This is a genomic window from Pseudomonas sp. AB6 (assembly GCF_034314105.1).
Taxonomy (GTDB): Bacteria; Pseudomonadota; Gammaproteobacteria; order Pseudomonadales; family Pseudomonadaceae; genus Aquipseudomonas.
The window spans coordinates 4,268,934-4,283,022 of the sequence record NZ_JAVIWJ010000001.1 but is presented as its reverse complement, the minus strand read 5'-3'; the positions used below and the strand labels follow the sequence as shown (position 1 = coordinate 4,283,022).

The 14,089-nt window shown below is 56.4% G+C and carries 16 protein-coding genes; 10 read left to right on the top strand and 6 right to left on the bottom strand.

Annotated elements, in window-relative coordinates; translation table 11 throughout:
- Positions 1-124: 124 nt before the first annotated feature.
- The 4 genes from RGW60_RS20185 to pilG form a co-directional block, all read right to left on the bottom strand.
- Complete coding sequence (locus tag RGW60_RS20185; protein ID WP_322206249.1) at positions 125-2,167, bottom strand: methyl-accepting chemotaxis protein; 2,043 nt, start codon at positions 2,165-2,167, stop codon at positions 125-127.
- 71 nt (positions 2,168-2,238) lie between these two features.
- A complete protein-coding gene (locus tag RGW60_RS20180) occupies positions 2,239-2,778 on the bottom strand; it encodes a chemotaxis protein CheW (RefSeq protein WP_322206248.1) in 540 nt (179 codons plus the stop codon).
- A 10-nt stretch (positions 2,779-2,788) separates the two neighbouring features.
- A complete protein-coding gene (gene pilH / locus RGW60_RS20175; protein ID WP_322206247.1) occupies positions 2,789-3,154 on the bottom strand; it encodes a twitching motility response regulator PilH in 366 nt (121 codons plus the stop codon).
- Positions 3,155-3,205: 51 nt separating this feature from the next.
- Positions 3,206-3,616, bottom strand: coding sequence for a twitching motility response regulator PilG (pilG, locus tag RGW60_RS20170; RefSeq protein WP_322206245.1), 411 nt, complete (start codon positions 3,614-3,616; stop codon positions 3,206-3,208).
- Positions 3,617-3,866: 250 nt separating this feature from the next.
- Here pilG and gshB point away from each other — a divergent pair, with 250 nt between their 5' ends.
- The 7 genes from gshB to RGW60_RS20135 all read left to right on the top strand — a co-directional run bounded on the left by gshB (position 3,867) and on the right by RGW60_RS20135 (position 9,864).
- Positions 3,867-4,820 (top strand): glutathione synthase, encoded by a 954-nt coding sequence (gene gshB / locus RGW60_RS20165; protein WP_322206244.1) that lies wholly within the window; start codon positions 3,867-3,869, stop codon positions 4,818-4,820.
- Positions 4,821-5,001: 181 nt separating this feature from the next.
- Complete coding sequence (locus RGW60_RS20160; protein ID WP_322206243.1) at positions 5,002-5,901, top strand: energy transducer TonB; 900 nt, start codon at positions 5,002-5,004, stop codon at positions 5,899-5,901.
- A 56-nt stretch (positions 5,902-5,957) separates the two neighbouring features.
- Positions 5,958-6,527 (top strand): YqgE/AlgH family protein, encoded by a 570-nt coding sequence (locus tag RGW60_RS20155; protein WP_322206242.1) that lies wholly within the window; start codon positions 5,958-5,960, stop codon positions 6,525-6,527.
- Entirely contained in the window at positions 6,527-6,967 is a 441-nt protein-coding gene (ruvX, locus tag RGW60_RS20150; protein ID WP_299829051.1) for a Holliday junction resolvase RuvX, read from the top strand. The genes RGW60_RS20155 and ruvX overlap by 1 nt, the downstream gene beginning before the upstream one ends.
- Positions 6,968-7,056: 89 nt before the next feature.
- Positions 7,057-7,569 carry a bifunctional pyr operon transcriptional regulator/uracil phosphoribosyltransferase PyrR gene (gene pyrR, locus RGW60_RS20145; protein ID WP_322206241.1) on the top strand — a complete coding sequence of 171 codons (513 nt, stop codon included), beginning with the start codon at positions 7,057-7,059 and terminating at the stop codon, positions 7,567-7,569.
- Between the two features lie 22 nt (positions 7,570-7,591).
- Positions 7,592-8,596, top strand: a complete 1,005-nt coding sequence (locus RGW60_RS20140) for an aspartate carbamoyltransferase catalytic subunit (protein ID WP_322206239.1) — start codon at positions 7,592-7,594, stop codon at positions 8,594-8,596.
- Positions 8,593-9,864 (top strand): dihydroorotase, encoded by a 1,272-nt coding sequence (locus RGW60_RS20135; protein ID WP_322206238.1) that lies wholly within the window; start codon positions 8,593-8,595, stop codon positions 9,862-9,864. The genes RGW60_RS20140 and RGW60_RS20135 overlap by 4 nt, the downstream gene beginning before the upstream one ends.
- Positions 9,865-9,930: 66 nt before the next feature.
- Here RGW60_RS20135 and RGW60_RS20130 read toward each other — a convergent pair whose 3' ends face one another.
- Positions 9,931-10,350 (bottom strand): TM2 domain-containing protein, encoded by a 420-nt coding sequence (locus RGW60_RS20130; RefSeq protein ID WP_322206237.1) that lies wholly within the window; start codon positions 10,348-10,350, stop codon positions 9,931-9,933.
- A gap of 250 nt (positions 10,351-10,600) precedes the next feature.
- Between RGW60_RS20130 and RGW60_RS20125 the strand changes: the two genes are divergently transcribed.
- Positions 10,601-11,365, top strand: coding sequence for a C40 family peptidase (locus RGW60_RS20125; RefSeq protein WP_322206235.1), 765 nt, complete (start codon positions 10,601-10,603; stop codon positions 11,363-11,365).
- Between the two features lie 93 nt (positions 11,366-11,458).
- Here the strand turns inward: RGW60_RS20125 and RGW60_RS20120 are convergent, their stop codons facing one another.
- Complete coding sequence (locus RGW60_RS20120; protein WP_322206234.1) at positions 11,459-12,493, bottom strand: type IV pilus twitching motility protein PilT; 1,035 nt, start codon at positions 12,491-12,493, stop codon at positions 11,459-11,461.
- A 55-nt stretch (positions 12,494-12,548) separates the two neighbouring features.
- On the opposite strand from RGW60_RS20120, the gene RGW60_RS20115 reads away from it, so the two are divergent.
- A complete protein-coding gene (locus RGW60_RS20115) occupies positions 12,549-13,235 on the top strand; it encodes a YggS family pyridoxal phosphate-dependent enzyme (RefSeq protein WP_322206233.1) in 687 nt (228 codons plus the stop codon).
- Positions 13,236-13,261: 26 nt separating this feature from the next.
- Positions 13,262-14,080, top strand: coding sequence for a pyrroline-5-carboxylate reductase (gene proC / locus RGW60_RS20110; RefSeq protein ID WP_322206232.1), 819 nt, complete (start codon positions 13,262-13,264; stop codon positions 14,078-14,080).
- Positions 14,081-14,089: the final 9 nt, after the last annotated feature.

Below are 14,089 nucleotides of genomic sequence, written 5' to 3'. Positions count from 1 at the left end.
CTTGGGTTCACCGCTATCCCCGTGGGAGCGAATTCATTCGCGAAGGCGTGGATACATTCAGCATCGTGTCTGCTTGTTGCACCGTATTGGCGAATGAATTCGCCCCTAGGGCTACAGTTTCAATTCAGCCCACCTCGTTCGACGGCGGCAGGGTAAACCCTGATACTGAACGGCGCATTTCGCTGGCCATTTTCGCCAGGTTGCCAATGCTCTCCGCAGTGGCAGCGGTGCCCGATGTGGTTTGCGTGGTGGTCTGTTGAATCACCGCCATGGTCTGGGAAATCTGCCCCGCCGACGACGCCTGTTGCCGCGCCGCGTTGGTGATGCTTTCGATCAGCGCCGCGAGGTTTTTTGATACACCTTCGATTTCTTCGAGGGCCACTCCGGCATCCTGCGCCAGTCGGGCGCCGCGCACCACTTCACTGGTGGTTTGCTCCATGGAAATCACCGCTTCGTTGGTGTCGTTCTGAATGGCCCGGACCAAGGTTTCAATTTGCTTGGTGGCTGACGAAGAACGCTCCGCCAGCCGCTGCACCTCATCCGCTACCACCGCAAAACCGCGCCCGGCATCACCGGCCATGGACGCCTGAATGGCCGCGTTCAACGCCAAAATATTAGTCTGATCGGCAATGTCATCGATCAAGCTAACGATATCGCCAATCTCCTGAGAGGACTCGCCCAAGCGCTTGATCCGTTTTGAGGTGTCCTGGATTTGCTCGCGGATATTGTCCATACCGGTAATGGTGTTGTGCACCACCTCGTTGCCTTTATTAGCAATGGTCACCGAACGCTCAGCCACGGCTGAAGATTCTGATGCATTGGCTGACACTTCGTCGATGGACAGTGCCATGTTGTTGATTGCGGTCGAAGCAGCGGCGATTTGCAGCGCTTGATGTTCGGATGCAGCGGCCAATTGCATGGCGGTGGTCTGGGTATTCTCGACGGCAGACGCCACTTGCTCAGCGGTTAAATTGATGGTTCCCACCAAATCCCGCAACTGGTCGATGGAATAGTTGATGGAGTCGGCGATGGCACCTGTGAAATCCTCAGTTACCGAGGCCGCAACGCGCAGGTCACCGTCGGCAAGGTTTTCGATTTCATCGAGCAGACGCATGATCGCGGTCTGATTACGCTCATTCTTCTCAGCGGTTTCACGTAATTGCCGGTTGGTTTCCCGCACCATCACGATGCCAATCAAAATGATCGACATCAGCGCCAGCAAGCCCAGCACATAGCCCACAATGCTGTGCATTGCACGTCCGCTGGCCAGGTGTTCAAAGCCATTGGTCAGTACCGAAGCCTCTTCCAGCAGCGTTTGTGAGCTGGTGAAAATATTGCTGGCCGACTCTCGGACTTGAAACAACTCGGGTGACGTTTCGAGTATTTCATCCACAGATCCGGACACAAACTGAAACAGCTCGGCGATTTCACTCAGACGGGCGCGAGCGTCATGGTCCTGAACCTGGGCGATTTTCATCGTCGCATTGCCTTCGAGCATGCCATTCAGCACGCGGCCAAACAGGCTTGCATCGCGACCGAACGCATCGGCGGCTTGAACCGCTGCGTCATCGCCGGACAAGACAGTATTGACCGAGCCAAGAATTCGCTCAGCCAGCAATGATTGGCGCTGAGCGACGACCACTTGAGTGGCGGGCGCATGATTTTGCAGCAGGCTGTCGACAACCTTTTCGTACTCGACCTGTAACTGCGGAATGGTTTCGGCCAGAGTCGCCGCCACTTGGTGCAGGGACAGTACTGTCTGTTCGCTGGAAATGATCACATCAGTGCTTTTGCGTAACGACTCCCAATCCCTTTGCACCGACTGCATTTCGTCTTTGACTTCGTGGGGTGCCGGGGGCAGGCCGGTAGCCTTATCGCCTTTTTTCAACACTATCCAACGCTGATCAAAATCGTTACGTGCATCGGCCAGTAGCTTGAACGCCGCGGCCTTGCCCGCCGCCGCTTCGCTTGCGTTTTTGGCGATACGTTGTGATAACACGCGTAATTCACCCGCGTGGCCGATGTACTGCTTATCGTAATTCGACTGAGTGCTGAGGTAGGCGAAGTTAGCGAACAGCAACATGATGAAAATGATCAGGGCGACAAACAGCACAACGATCTGCGATCGGCTGCGCATCCCTTCCAATGACCTACCTGTCTTACTCATTTATCAGGCCCCGCCTGGACCAACTGCATGTGTGCGTCCCTGAAGTTAAGAGCCTGGCGAGGCCCTCCCGTTTAAAGCGCTATATCCATAAAACCTGGCGATTGAGCCAGTGCACGCGGGCTAAAAACCCACCAGGCCTGTTCACGCAAGAATTGCCCTCGAATAAATGGAGCAACTCCAGCATCGAACGCCATCGGCGGTTCAGGCATGAGGCTGCGCTGATTGAAGTGCTGCATTCCCAGCACCTCATCTACCAATAAACCGGCAAACACTTCCTGATGCTCGATCACTAATACCCGCCGTTGTTTACGCAGCGGCGACAGGTCTTGACCGAAAAAAGCACATAAATCCATGATCGGCAGTAATCGTCCACGCAAATTGGCAATGCCTTTGACCCATGGCTTCACCCCGGGCAATACGGCATAACGCGGCTCATGCAGGATCTCGCCAATTTCACCCATGGGCGCCACATAACAGTACTCGCCCATACGAAAGCCGATCCCGGTCCAATCTTGCTGACGGGTCTCCTGCAATGGCAAGCCGGCAGCCAGCGAGCGACAACGCTGATCGATTTCAAGCAGCAGCTGAAAGGCAGTTTTCGACGCAGGCATGACGGCGCCTTCAGCCTGCCAACACTGAGTTCAGGGTTTTAATCAGGGTTTCTTCGTCTACCGGTTTAGTCAGGTAATCGCGAGCACCTTGACGCGTGCCCCAGACCTTGTCGGTCTCTTGGTCTTTGGTGGTGATGATGATCACCGGGATCGAGGCCGTGTCGGGGTCCTTGGTCAACTGTCGAGTCGCCTGAAAACCGTTGAGGCCGGGCATCACGATGTCCATCAATACCGCATCAGGCTTTTCCTGGCGCGCCAGAGCAACGCCATCAGCACCGTTCTCGGCTTTCAGGACGTAGTGACCGTGCTTTTCCAGCATGCCGGTGAGTTTGTACATTTCAGTCGGCGAATCGTCGACGATCAGAACTCGAGCCATGGTGTTCCCCAAATGCAATGGATGCCCGTGACCGGCCAAGGTCACAGGGCATCAAGATACTTGTTGTTCTACTGCTACAAATTCAGGCACGTGGGCCTTGATCGCGTTCAGCAGTTCTTCCTTGCTAAAAGGCTTCGTCAGAAACTGGTCGGAACCGACGATCCGGCCCTTGGCCTTGTCGAACAAGCCATCCTTAGAAGACAGCATGATCACCGGCGTTGACTTGAACGCCCGGTTGTTCTTGATCAAAGCGCAAGTCTGATAGCCATCCAGACGCGGCATCATGATGTCGACGAAAATAATTCTGGGGTGGTTATCCGCGATCTTCGCTAAGGCGTCAAACCCGTCAATTGCAGTGATAACTTCACAACCGACGTTTTTCAACAGCGTCTCGGCGGTTCGGCGGATCGTCTTCGAGTCGTCGATAACCATCACTTTCAAAGCTTTGGAGTGTTGTTCCATGTGCGCTCTACCATCGCCGCGGCGAATCATTTACTGCAATGTGCCCAGCGTCAGCGAGCCAATATCTGCCGCTAAACCCCGCATAAGTGGGGTCCAAGCTCAAGTGCCGAGCCTTTTTAGCACACTCTCCATACGCAATCCATAAAGCCCGCTATCGCGAGCACACCCCTTGACCCGGCGCATGCACAGCGCCACCCTGACGCCTATTTTAAGGCCGTAGCGGCCCCATACCCATCAGAGGATTTTGCCCATGAGCGTTCGTCTCGGAATTGTCATGGACCCCATCGAGCGTATTTCCTATAAAAAGGACAGCTCGCTGGCCATGCTCCTTGCCGCCCAGGCTCGCGGTTGGACACTGTTCTATATGGAACAGCAAGACCTGTACCAGAACGCCGGGCAGGCGCGCGCGCGCATGAAGCCGCTTAAAGTGTTTGCCGACCCTGCACACTGGTTCGAGCTGGAAGCCGAAATCGACGCCGGTCTGGATGACCTGAACGTGATCCTGATGCGCAAGGATCCGCCGTTCGACATGGAATTCGTCTACGCCACTTACCTGCTGGAACAAGCCGAGCGTGCTGGCGTGCTGGTGGTCAACCGTCCGCAAAGTCTGCGCGACTGCAACGAAAAGCTCTTCGCCACCCTGTTTCCACAGTGCACGCCGCCGACATTGGTCAGCCGCCGTGCGGATATTCTTCGCGGGTTCGCTGATTTGCACGGCGACGTGATTTTGAAACCGCTGGACGGCATGGGCGGTACATCAATCTTCCGCCACCGGGTCGGCGACCCGAACCTGTCGGTGATTCTGGAAACGTTGACCAACAACGGCACCCAGCAAATCATGGCTCAGGGTTATCTGCCTGCGATCAAAGACGGCGACAAACGCATCCTGATGATCGACGGAGAACCCGTGCCGTACTGCCTGGCGCGCATCCCGGCCGCCGGCGAAACCCGTGGCAACCTCGCAGCCGGTGGCCGAGGCGAAGCCCGCCCGCTGACTGAGCACGACCGCTGGATCGCCGCCGAAGTCGGCCCCACCCTGCGCGAAAAAGGCCTGTTGTTCGTAGGCCTCGACGTCATCGGCGAACACCTCACCGAAATCAACGTCACCAGCCCAACCTGCATCCGCGAAATCGACAATGCGTTTGGCACCAATATTGGTTCGATGTTGATGGATGCGATTGAAGGGAAGTTAAAGGCGAAATAACACCTCCAACTGTGGGACCGAATTCATTCGGGAAAGCCGCTACACGGTGTATCAGACAGACCACTTCGTCTGCCTCCCGAATGAATTCGGCCCCACACAAATACAGCTTGTAGGCTCACCCACCAGCCAGTGCGCTATCATGCGCGCCCTGTGAAACGCGGAATGTGATGCTGACTTGCCGATGAACGCTTTGGCTGACGATATGCCCCCCGAATTCTCCCGCAGCGGCGTGCGCCCGGCTGATCGGCTGGGGTTTACCTTGATGATTGCAGCGCTGATTCATGTGGCGTTGATCCTCGGTGTGGGCTTTACCTTCGTCAAACCGCAGGACATCAGCCGAACACTGGAAATCACCCTCGCCACGTTCGTCAGCAAGGCCCCGCCCAAGCAGGCGGATTACCTTGCTCAGGACAATCAGCAGGGCAGCGGCACGCTGGATAATAAAGCGATTCCCAAGACCACCGAAATCGCACCGTTTCAGGACACCAAAATCAATAAGGTGACGCCGCCGCCCGCCGCGGCTAAACCTGTCGAGCAGCAGGAAGCGCCGAAAACCGCCGTAGCCACTAAGGCGCAGAAAGCTCAGAAGACCGTCATCAAGCATCAAGAAGTCAAAGAGGTACCGGTCACCAAGGCCGCGCCAACCTTTGACAGTGCAGAGCTCTCAACCGAGATCTCCAGCCTGGAAGCTGAATTGTCCAACGAACAACAGCTGTACGCCAAACGACCGAAGATCCATCGCCTCAGCGCCGCCTCGACCATGCACGACAAAGGTGCCTGGTATAAAGAAGACTGGCGCAAGAAAATTGAGCGTATTGGCAACCTCAACTACCCCGAAGAGGCGCGTCGTCAACAGATTCGAGGCAATCTGCGGATGATGGTGTCGATTAACCGCGATGGCTCAATTTACGAAATGCTGGTACTTGAGTCTTCTGGCCAACCGTTGCTTGATCAAGCGGCGCAACGCATTGTGCGGTTAGCAGCTCCATTTTCGCCGTTCACCGGCGATCTTGCAGACATCGACCGACTGGAGATTATCCGGACCTGGAAGTTCACCAACGACAAGCTTTCCAGTAACTGACGACCTAGCCGTTTAGCCAGTTGTCAGGCCTGCCGACCAGCGCCACACTAGGGCTCATGAAAAACGTCTCCGCTAGCTACCTCAAGCATCACTTCCTGATCGCCATGCCGCACATGGCCGATCCGAATTTCGTTCAGACCCTGACCTACGTTGTCGAACACAACGCCGAAGGCGCCATGGGCATTGTTATCAACCGTCCGCAGAACCTGAATCTGGCGGATGTGCTTGAGCAGCTGCGCCCGGAAATTGATCCCCCTTCGCGCTGCCAGTACATACCTATCCTGACCGGCGGACCGGTACAGACCGACCGTGGTTTTGTGCTTCATCCCCCTGGGCAAGTGTTCCAAGCCACGCTGGACTTGGGTGATCTGGCGCTGTCGACGTCTCAAGATGTGTTGTTTTCCATCGCGGACGGCCTCGGCCCGAAAAAAAGCGTCATCGCTCTTGGTTATGCCGGTTGGGATGCCGGGCAATTGGACGCCGAACTTTCGGCCAACGCCTGGCTGACCTGTCCGTTCGATCCCGCGATTCTGTTCGATATGCCAATGGAGCTACGTCTAAACGCCGCCGCGGCGCGCCTGGGCGTCAACTTGAGCTTATTGACCAGTCAGGCGGGCCACGCCTGATGGCTGGATTACGTCTTCTGCTGGGTTTCGATTACGGCACCAAACAGATCGGCGTGGCAGTGGGTCAGACCATCACCGGTCAGGCCCGTGAGCTGTGCATCTTAAAGGCGCAAAACGGCATCCCGGATTGGGACAAAGTCGAGGCGCTGGTGCGCGAATGGAAGCCCGATGCAATCGTAGTGGGCTTGCCGTTGAACATGGACGGCACGCCGAGCGACATGAGTGCCCGTGCCGAAAAGTTTTCGCGCAGGCTCAACGGTCGCTACAACCTGCCGGTGTTTACCCACGATGAACGCTTGACCACCTTTGAGGCTAAGGGTGAGCGTCAAGCTCGAGGGGGCCAAAAAGGCACGTATCGCGATAATCCGGTAGACGCCATCGCTGCGGCGCTGCTGCTACAAGGCTGGCTGGATGCCAACGGCGCACTGTTCGACGCTTGATCGCCACAGCGCTTGATTGAATCACCCGAACCCAAGTTTGAGCCTAAGCGATTCGCGACGACGACGCTCAGGCCCCAGAAGGAGCAACCATGAGCCTGCCCAATCCCGCCACGCTGATCAGCCAAATGGCTATTGATCTCACGGCCCATCTAAGCCAACGCAGCATCAGTGAACCGCGTTTTATCGGCATTCGCACCGGCGGTATCTGGGTGGCTCAGGCGTTATTGAGAGAACTGGGTAGCGAATCGCCGTTGGGCACGTTAGACGTTTCGTTCTATCGCGATGACTTCAGCCAGAACGGCTTGCACCCACAAGTACGCCCGTCGGCGCTGCCGTTCGAGATCGAAGGCCAGCACTTGGTGTTGATCGATGACGTGCTAATGAGCGGCCGCACCATTCGCGCCGCGCTCAACGAGCTGTTCGATTATGGGCGCCCGGCCAGCGTAACCTTGGTTTGCCTGCTCGACCTCAACGCCGGGGAGCTGCCAATTTGTCCGGACGTGGTAGGGGCGACCTTGTCGCTGGCTTCGGATGAGCGGGTCAAATTGCTCGGTCCTATGCCGCTCGCGCTTGAATATCAAAACCTTCCCGCTGCCCTCTAGCCCTTCATAAAGAGTTTTTGCGATGACGCCTTTCGACGCTAAGCGACCGCTGCAGCTCAATCATCAGGGCCAGTTACGCCACTTTCTTTCACTTGACGGTTTGCCCCGTGAGTTGCTGACCGAAATCCTCGACACAGCTGACTCATTTCTTGAAGTGGGTGCCCGTGCGGTTAAAAAAGTCCCGCTACTGCGCGGCAAAACCGTGTGCAACGTGTTCTTCGAGAACTCGACCCGCACCCGCACCACCTTCGAATTGGCGGCGCAACGGCTGTCGGCAGACGTGATCACGCTGAACGTCTCGACCTCGTCGACGAGCAAGGGTGAAACCCTGTTCGATACGCTGCGCAACCTCGAGGCTATGGCTGCCGACATGTTTGTGGTGCGCCACGGCGATTCGGGCGCAGCACACTTTATTGCTGAACATGTTTGCCCCGATGTCGCAATTATCAATGGCGGCGACGGCCGTCACTCGCACCCGACCCAGGGCATGCTGGACATGCTGACGATTCGTCGGCACAAGGGCGGCTTTGAAAACTTGTCCGTGGCCATCGTCGGCGACATTCTGCATTCGCGGGTTGCGCGCTCGAACATGATTGCGCTCAAAGCGCTTGGTTGCCCGGACATCCGAGTGATTGCGCCGAAAACTCTGCTCCCGGTGGGCGTTGAACAATACGGGGTCAAGGTTTTCACCGACTTGGCCACCGGCCTCAAGGACGTAGACGTGGTGATCATGCTGCGCCTACAACGTGAACGCATGCAGGGTGGCCTGCTGCCGAGCGAAGGCGAATTCTACCGCCTGTTCGGCCTGACGACCGCCCGCCTCGCTGGCGCCAAACCGGATGCAATTGTTATGCACCCAGGCCCGATTAATCGTGGGGTAGAGATTGAGTCAGCGGTTGCCGACGGCGCGCAGTCGGTCATTCTAAATCAAGTCACTTACGGCATCGCCATTCGCATGGCCGTGCTGTCAATGGCCATGAGCGGACAAACCGCGCAACGTCAATTCGAGCAGGAGATTGCCCAGTGAAGCTCAGCATCCTCGGCGCTCGCGTCATTGATCCCACCAGTGGTTTCGACAAAGTCACTGACCTGCACCTGCACGGTGGCAAGATCATCGCTATTGGCGCGGCCCCGGCAGACTTCGCAGCGGTCCAGATTATCGATGCGCAGGGCTTGGTGGCCGCGCCCGGTCTGGTCGACCTCAGCGTAGCCCTGCGTGAGCCGGGCTATAGCCGCAAAGGCACGATTGCCAGCGAGACCCAAGCCGCTGCCGCTGGAGGGGTAACCAGCTTGTGCTGCCCACCACGGACCAAACCGGTACTGGACACCTCCGCCGTTGCCGAGCTGATCCTCGACCGCGCCCGGGAAGCCGGCAACTGCAAAGTGTTTCCGATTGGCGCCTTTAGCAAGGGCCTGGAAGGCGAGCAACTGGCTGAACTGGTGGCGTTGCGCGACGCCGGTTGCGTGGCGTTTGGCAACGGTCTGGACAGCTTCCAGAACACCCGGACCTTATGCCGAGCAATGGAATACGCCGCGACGTTTGACCTGACCGTCATTTTTCATTCGCAGGATCATGATTTGGCGGCTGGCGGACTGGCACATGAAGGCGCCACCGCAAGCTTTCTGGGTTTGCCGGGCATTCCGGAAACCGCCGAAACCGTCGCCTTGGCGCGCAATCTTTTATTAGTGGAACAAAGCGGCGTCCGCGCACACTTCAGCCAATTGACCAGCGCCCGTGGCGTAGAGCTGATTGCTCAGGCGCAAGCCCGAGGCCTGCCGGTCACCGCCGACGTGGCGATGTACCAGCTGATACTCACCGACGAAGCGCTGATCGACTTCTCCAGCCTGTATCACGTCCAACCGCCGTTGCGCACCCGCGCGGACCGCGAAGGCTTGCGTGAAGCGGTGAGGACCGGTGTGGTTCAGGCCATTTCCAGCCATCACCAACCCCACGAGCGCGACGCCAAGCTGGCACCTTTCGGTGCCACTGAACCGGGCATCAGCAGCGTAGAATTGCTATTGCCACTCGCCATGACGTTGGTGGAAGACGGCCTACTCGACCTCCCAACGTTGCTCGCACGCCTTAGCGCAGGCCCGGCAGCAGCGTTGCGCCTTCCGGCTGGTCAGTTGAGTGTGGGCGGAGCGGCGGACATCGTATTGTTCGATCCATCCTCTTCGACGGTAGCGGGTGAGACCTGGCTGTCCAAAGGTGAGAATTGCCCATTCATTGGACATTGCCTGCCTGGCGCAGTGCGTTACACGCTGGTGGATGGCCGGGTTAGCTACGGCGCTTGAAGGGGCGCATCGCTATAACGTTGGTTCCTACAGCGAATAGTCTGCAGGAACCAACTTGAAGAGCCCCTAGCCTTCGCGCGCGTTCTTCATGGATATCTGTTCATTCAGGGTCCAGAAGTCATACAGCACGCCCAACAGAAACAAGCCACCGGTCAAAAAATAGACAACCCCACTGATCCATTTCCCCTGATACATCCGATGTACACCAAACACGCCCAGAAACGTCAGCAGCACCCAAGCGACGTTGTAATCGGTCGAACCGGCGTTAAATCGTAGATCGGCGTCGCGATCCATTGATGGAATCAAAAACAAGTCGATCAACCAACCGATACCCAGCAGGCCGAAGGTGAAAAACCAAATCGTGCCAGTAACCGGTTTCCCATAATAGAAACGATGCGATCCGGTGAAGCCGACAATCCACAACAGATATCCGAGAAGCTTGCTGTGGGTATTTCGCGGTTGCAGGTCTTGTCGATAGGTGTTCATTCACTACCTCTTTCAAGCTAATAGAAAAAAATAACTGTAATTTGTGTGACTTTAATTCGTCGCTCCGACGAGAAGCAAAGGCCTCAGACCATCGTTGTAAGTCCTTGTTTCAGGGGCTATCGGCCAAAACCATGTGACACACTACCGCAACAATCCTATGAAGCCCTGCGTAAAAGTTTCGACAAACGGGGTCAGCATCATCAAAAAAGCTGTTATAAAGTTGCGCGCTGACCAATAAGAGCCCTGCAGAATGCGTCCAATTTTCAAGACATGGCTAACCATTTGCCTATTTATGCCGCTGGCCGCCCACGCCACCAACCGTGAGCAGCAATTACCGTCGAGCTTCAACGGCCACGCTGCAAAATCTCATTCCTCAATCGTCACCACGGCTTCAAAAACACCTGAATCAAGCGAAGCAGTCAAGTCTGAGAAGGTTGCTCACGGCAAAACCACTCACAAGAAAAACGCCCAGCAAACCAAATCATCAAAGCAAGCATCCACCACCAAACATAGCAAAACCTCGAATCACGCCTCTCGCCGCTCTGCTCATGGCAAATCCTCTGTTGCCTCGATAGCGCCACCTCAAATGGGCGCCAAGCAGAGCAGCGTTGTATTGAGCCGCGCGGTGAATGTCCTCGGAACTCCTTATCATTGGGGCGGCAGTAGTCCAAGCAAAGGCTTCGATTGCAGTGGGTTGGTTAAATATGCCTTCCGTGACGTAAACACCGTTGATCTACCGCGCACATCCAACGCCATGGCTGAAGGTCATGGACAGAGGGTTGACCGTAAGGATTTGAAACCCGGTGACTTGCTGTTCTTCAAAATCAAAGGCCATCAGGTAAATCACGTTGCTATTTACTTGGGCAACAATCGTTTTATCCATGCGCCACGCCGGGGCAAGGCCGTGACGATCGACACGCTGAGCAAACCGTACTGGGACGACCATTACGTGCTAGCCAAGCGAGTGTTGCCGAAGCAATCTTCAAAACCTACGTTGCGTCTAAGCCAGCGTTGATCGGCTAGCGGCTTCAAGCCGCAGCAGGACGCGCCGAAGGCCCCTTCGGCGCGTCGATTTTCCCTTAAATCCCAAAAGTATAATCTGGCGCTTTTAGAAGTTGTCCGGGGTCTTGGCCTTTTCCCGAGCGCTTTCGCGAGTCACCAACCCTTTGTTCACCAGATCCTTCAAGCACATGTCTAACGTCTGCATGCCCAATGAACCGCCGGTCTGAATCGACGAATACATCTGCGCCACTTTATCTTCGCGAATCAAGTTACGAATGGCCGCCGTGCCAATCATGATCTCGTGAGCTGCAATCCGCCCACCGCCGATCTTCTTTAGCAGCGTTTGAGAGATTACAGCCTGCAACGACTCAGACAGCATTGATCGCACCATGGACTTTTCTTGCGCCGGAAACACATCAACCACCCTATCGATGGTTTTCGCTGCAGAGGTGGTGTGCAGCGTGCCAAAGACTAAGTGCCCCGTTTCAGCGGCAGTCAACGCCAGTCGAATGGTCTCCAGGTCACGCATTTCGCCGACCAGGATGACGTCCGGATCTTCCCTCAGAGCCGAACGCAGTGCTTCGGCGAAACCCAATGTATCGCGATGCACTTCACGCTGGTTGACCAGGCACTTCTTCGATTCGTGTACGAACTCGATTGGGTCTTCGATGGTGAGAATATGGTGATGCTTGGTGCTGTTTAGGTAATCGATCATCGCCGCAAGCGTAGTGGACTTCCCTGAACCGGTCGGTCCGGTGACCAATACCAGCCCGCGAGGGACTTCGGTAATCTTGCGAAACACTTCGCCCATGCCTAAATCATCCATGCTCAGGACCTTGGATGGAATAGTCCGAAATACCGCACCAGCGCCGCGATTCTGGTTGAAGGCGTTGACCCGAAAGCGCGCAACGCCAGGCACATCGAAGGAGAAGTCCGTTTCCAGAAACTCCTCGAAGTCTTTACGCTGCTTGTCGTTCATGATGTCGTAAATCAGGCTCTGGACTGTTTTTTGGTCCAGCGCAGGCAAATTTATACGTCGCACATCACCGTCGACACGAATCATCGGTGGCAGGCCAGCGGATAAGTGCAAATCTGACGCGCCCTGCTTGGCACTGAAGGCCAGCAGCTCGGTAATATCCATAGAGCTCCCCAATCACATAGAATGCCGCAGACTTTAGCCCTGCTGGCGCAAATCAATGTCCACGATAGCAGACAACGTTTCCCAAGTTGATGAGCGAATTCGCGCTGCGGCCCTTGTCGCGCAACGGGATCCGAGCACAATTGGCCTATTGGCCGTAAGTAAAACCAAACCGGCGGCGGCGCTGCGCGAAGCATTTGCCACTGGCCTACGCGATTTTGGCGAAAATTACCTCCAGGAAGCCCTGAGCAAACAGCTTGAATTAGCGGACCTGCCCTTGTGTTGGCATTTCATCGGCCCCATTCAATCGAACAAGACTCGCGCTATTGCTGAGCACTTCGCTTGGGTGCACTCCGTGGATCGTTTGAAAATTGCACAACGGCTGTCCGAGCAACGTCCGGCTGAACTGCCACCGCTCAACATCTGTATACAAATTAATGTCAGCGGCGAAGCGAGCAAGTCTGGCTGCACGCCCCAAGACCTGCCTGAGTTGGCCGCGGCGATCAGTGCGCTGCCGCGCTTGAAATTGCGTGGGCTGATGGCGATCCCTGAACCCACCGACGACATCGGGGCACAAAACGCCGCATTTGCTGCAGTGGGCCGCTTGAAAAATAGCCTGAACCTGCCCCTGGATACCCTTTCGATGGGCATGAGCCACGACCTGGAGGCCGCCATCGGACAAGGCGCCACTTGGGTTCGCATCGGTACTGCCCTTTTTGGCGCCCGTGACTACGGGCAGCCATAACCCTATTTGCTAACAGGAAGCCAGTGATGAGCATGACTCGTATTGCCTTTATCGGTGCAGGCAACATGGCCACCAGCCTAATCGGCGGACTGCGCGCCCAAGGTGTGGAGGCCGCGTTAATCCGCGCCAGCGATCCGAGCGCCGAAACCCGCGCCAAGGTCGCTGCCGAGCACGGCATTGAACTTTTTGCCGATAACGCCGAAGCCATCGAAGGCGCGGACGTGGTGCTAATAGCGGTCAAACCGCAAATGATGAAAGCGATGTGTATCGCTCTTCGCCCGAACTTGAAGCCCCATCAATTGGTAGTGTCGGTAGCTGCGGGCATCACCAGCGCCAGTATGAGTATCTGGCTGGGTGACCACCCGATTGTGCGCTGCATGCCCAATACTCCATCGCTCCTGCGCCAGGGTGTGAGCGGCTTGTTCGCTAACGGCAAAGTGACCAGCGAGCAACGCGCGCAAGCCGAACAATTGCTCTCGGCGGTCGGTATCGCGTTATGGCTCAACGATGAACGCCAGCTGGATGCCGTCACTGCCGTGTCAGGAAGCGGTCCGGCGTATTTTTTCCTGTTGATTGAAGCAATGACGGCGACAGCCGAAAAACTTGGCTTACCCAGGGACATTGCAGTCCAACTGACCAAGCAGACGGCCCTAGGTGCCGCGCTGATGGTTACTGGCAGCGATGTTGATGCTGCCGAGCTGCGACGCCGTGTGACCTCGCCTGCGGGCACCACAGAGGCGGCTATCAAATCATTCCAGGCTGGAGGCTTTGAAGCCTTGGTCGACACAGCACTCACTGCTGCCGCGCATCGTTCGGCAGAAATGGCCGAACAGCTAGGCAAATAAGGAACTACG

Excerpts from the sequence above, each read along its gene's own strand:
- RGW60_RS20185 (WP_322206249.1), bottom strand. The coding sequence starts at position 2,167 with ATGAGTAAGACAGGTAGGTCATTGGAAGGGATGCGCAGCCGATCGCAG.
- RGW60_RS20180 (WP_322206248.1), bottom strand. The coding sequence starts at position 2,778 with ATGCCTGCGTCGAAAACTGCCTTTCAGCTGCTGCTTGAAATCGATCAG.
- pilH (WP_322206247.1), bottom strand. The coding sequence starts at position 3,154 with ATGGCTCGAGTTCTGATCGTCGACGATTCGCCGACTGAAATGTACAAA.
- pilG (WP_322206245.1), bottom strand. The coding sequence starts at position 3,616 with ATGGAACAACACTCCAAAGCTTTGAAAGTGATGGTTATCGACGACTCG.
- gshB (WP_322206244.1), top strand. The coding sequence starts at position 3,867 with ATGAGCGTTCGTCTCGGAATTGTCATGGACCCCATCGAGCGTATTTCC.
- RGW60_RS20160 (WP_322206243.1), top strand. The coding sequence starts at position 5,002 with ATGAACGCTTTGGCTGACGATATGCCCCCCGAATTCTCCCGCAGCGGC.
- RGW60_RS20155 (WP_322206242.1), top strand. The coding sequence starts at position 5,958 with ATGAAAAACGTCTCCGCTAGCTACCTCAAGCATCACTTCCTGATCGCC.
- ruvX (WP_299829051.1), top strand. The coding sequence starts at position 6,527 with ATGGCTGGATTACGTCTTCTGCTGGGTTTCGATTACGGCACCAAACAG.
- pyrR (WP_322206241.1), top strand. The coding sequence starts at position 7,057 with ATGAGCCTGCCCAATCCCGCCACGCTGATCAGCCAAATGGCTATTGAT.
- RGW60_RS20140 (WP_322206239.1), top strand. The coding sequence starts at position 7,592 with ATGACGCCTTTCGACGCTAAGCGACCGCTGCAGCTCAATCATCAGGGC.
- RGW60_RS20130 (WP_322206237.1), bottom strand. The coding sequence starts at position 10,350 with ATGAACACCTATCGACAAGACCTGCAACCGCGAAATACCCACAGCAAG.
- RGW60_RS20125 (WP_322206235.1), top strand. The coding sequence starts at position 10,601 with ATGCGTCCAATTTTCAAGACATGGCTAACCATTTGCCTATTTATGCCG.
- RGW60_RS20120 (WP_322206234.1), bottom strand. The coding sequence starts at position 12,493 with ATGGATATTACCGAGCTGCTGGCCTTCAGTGCCAAGCAGGGCGCGTCA.
- RGW60_RS20115 (WP_322206233.1), top strand. The coding sequence starts at position 12,549 with ATGTCCACGATAGCAGACAACGTTTCCCAAGTTGATGAGCGAATTCGC.
- proC (WP_322206232.1), top strand. The coding sequence starts at position 13,262 with ATGAGCATGACTCGTATTGCCTTTATCGGTGCAGGCAACATGGCCACC.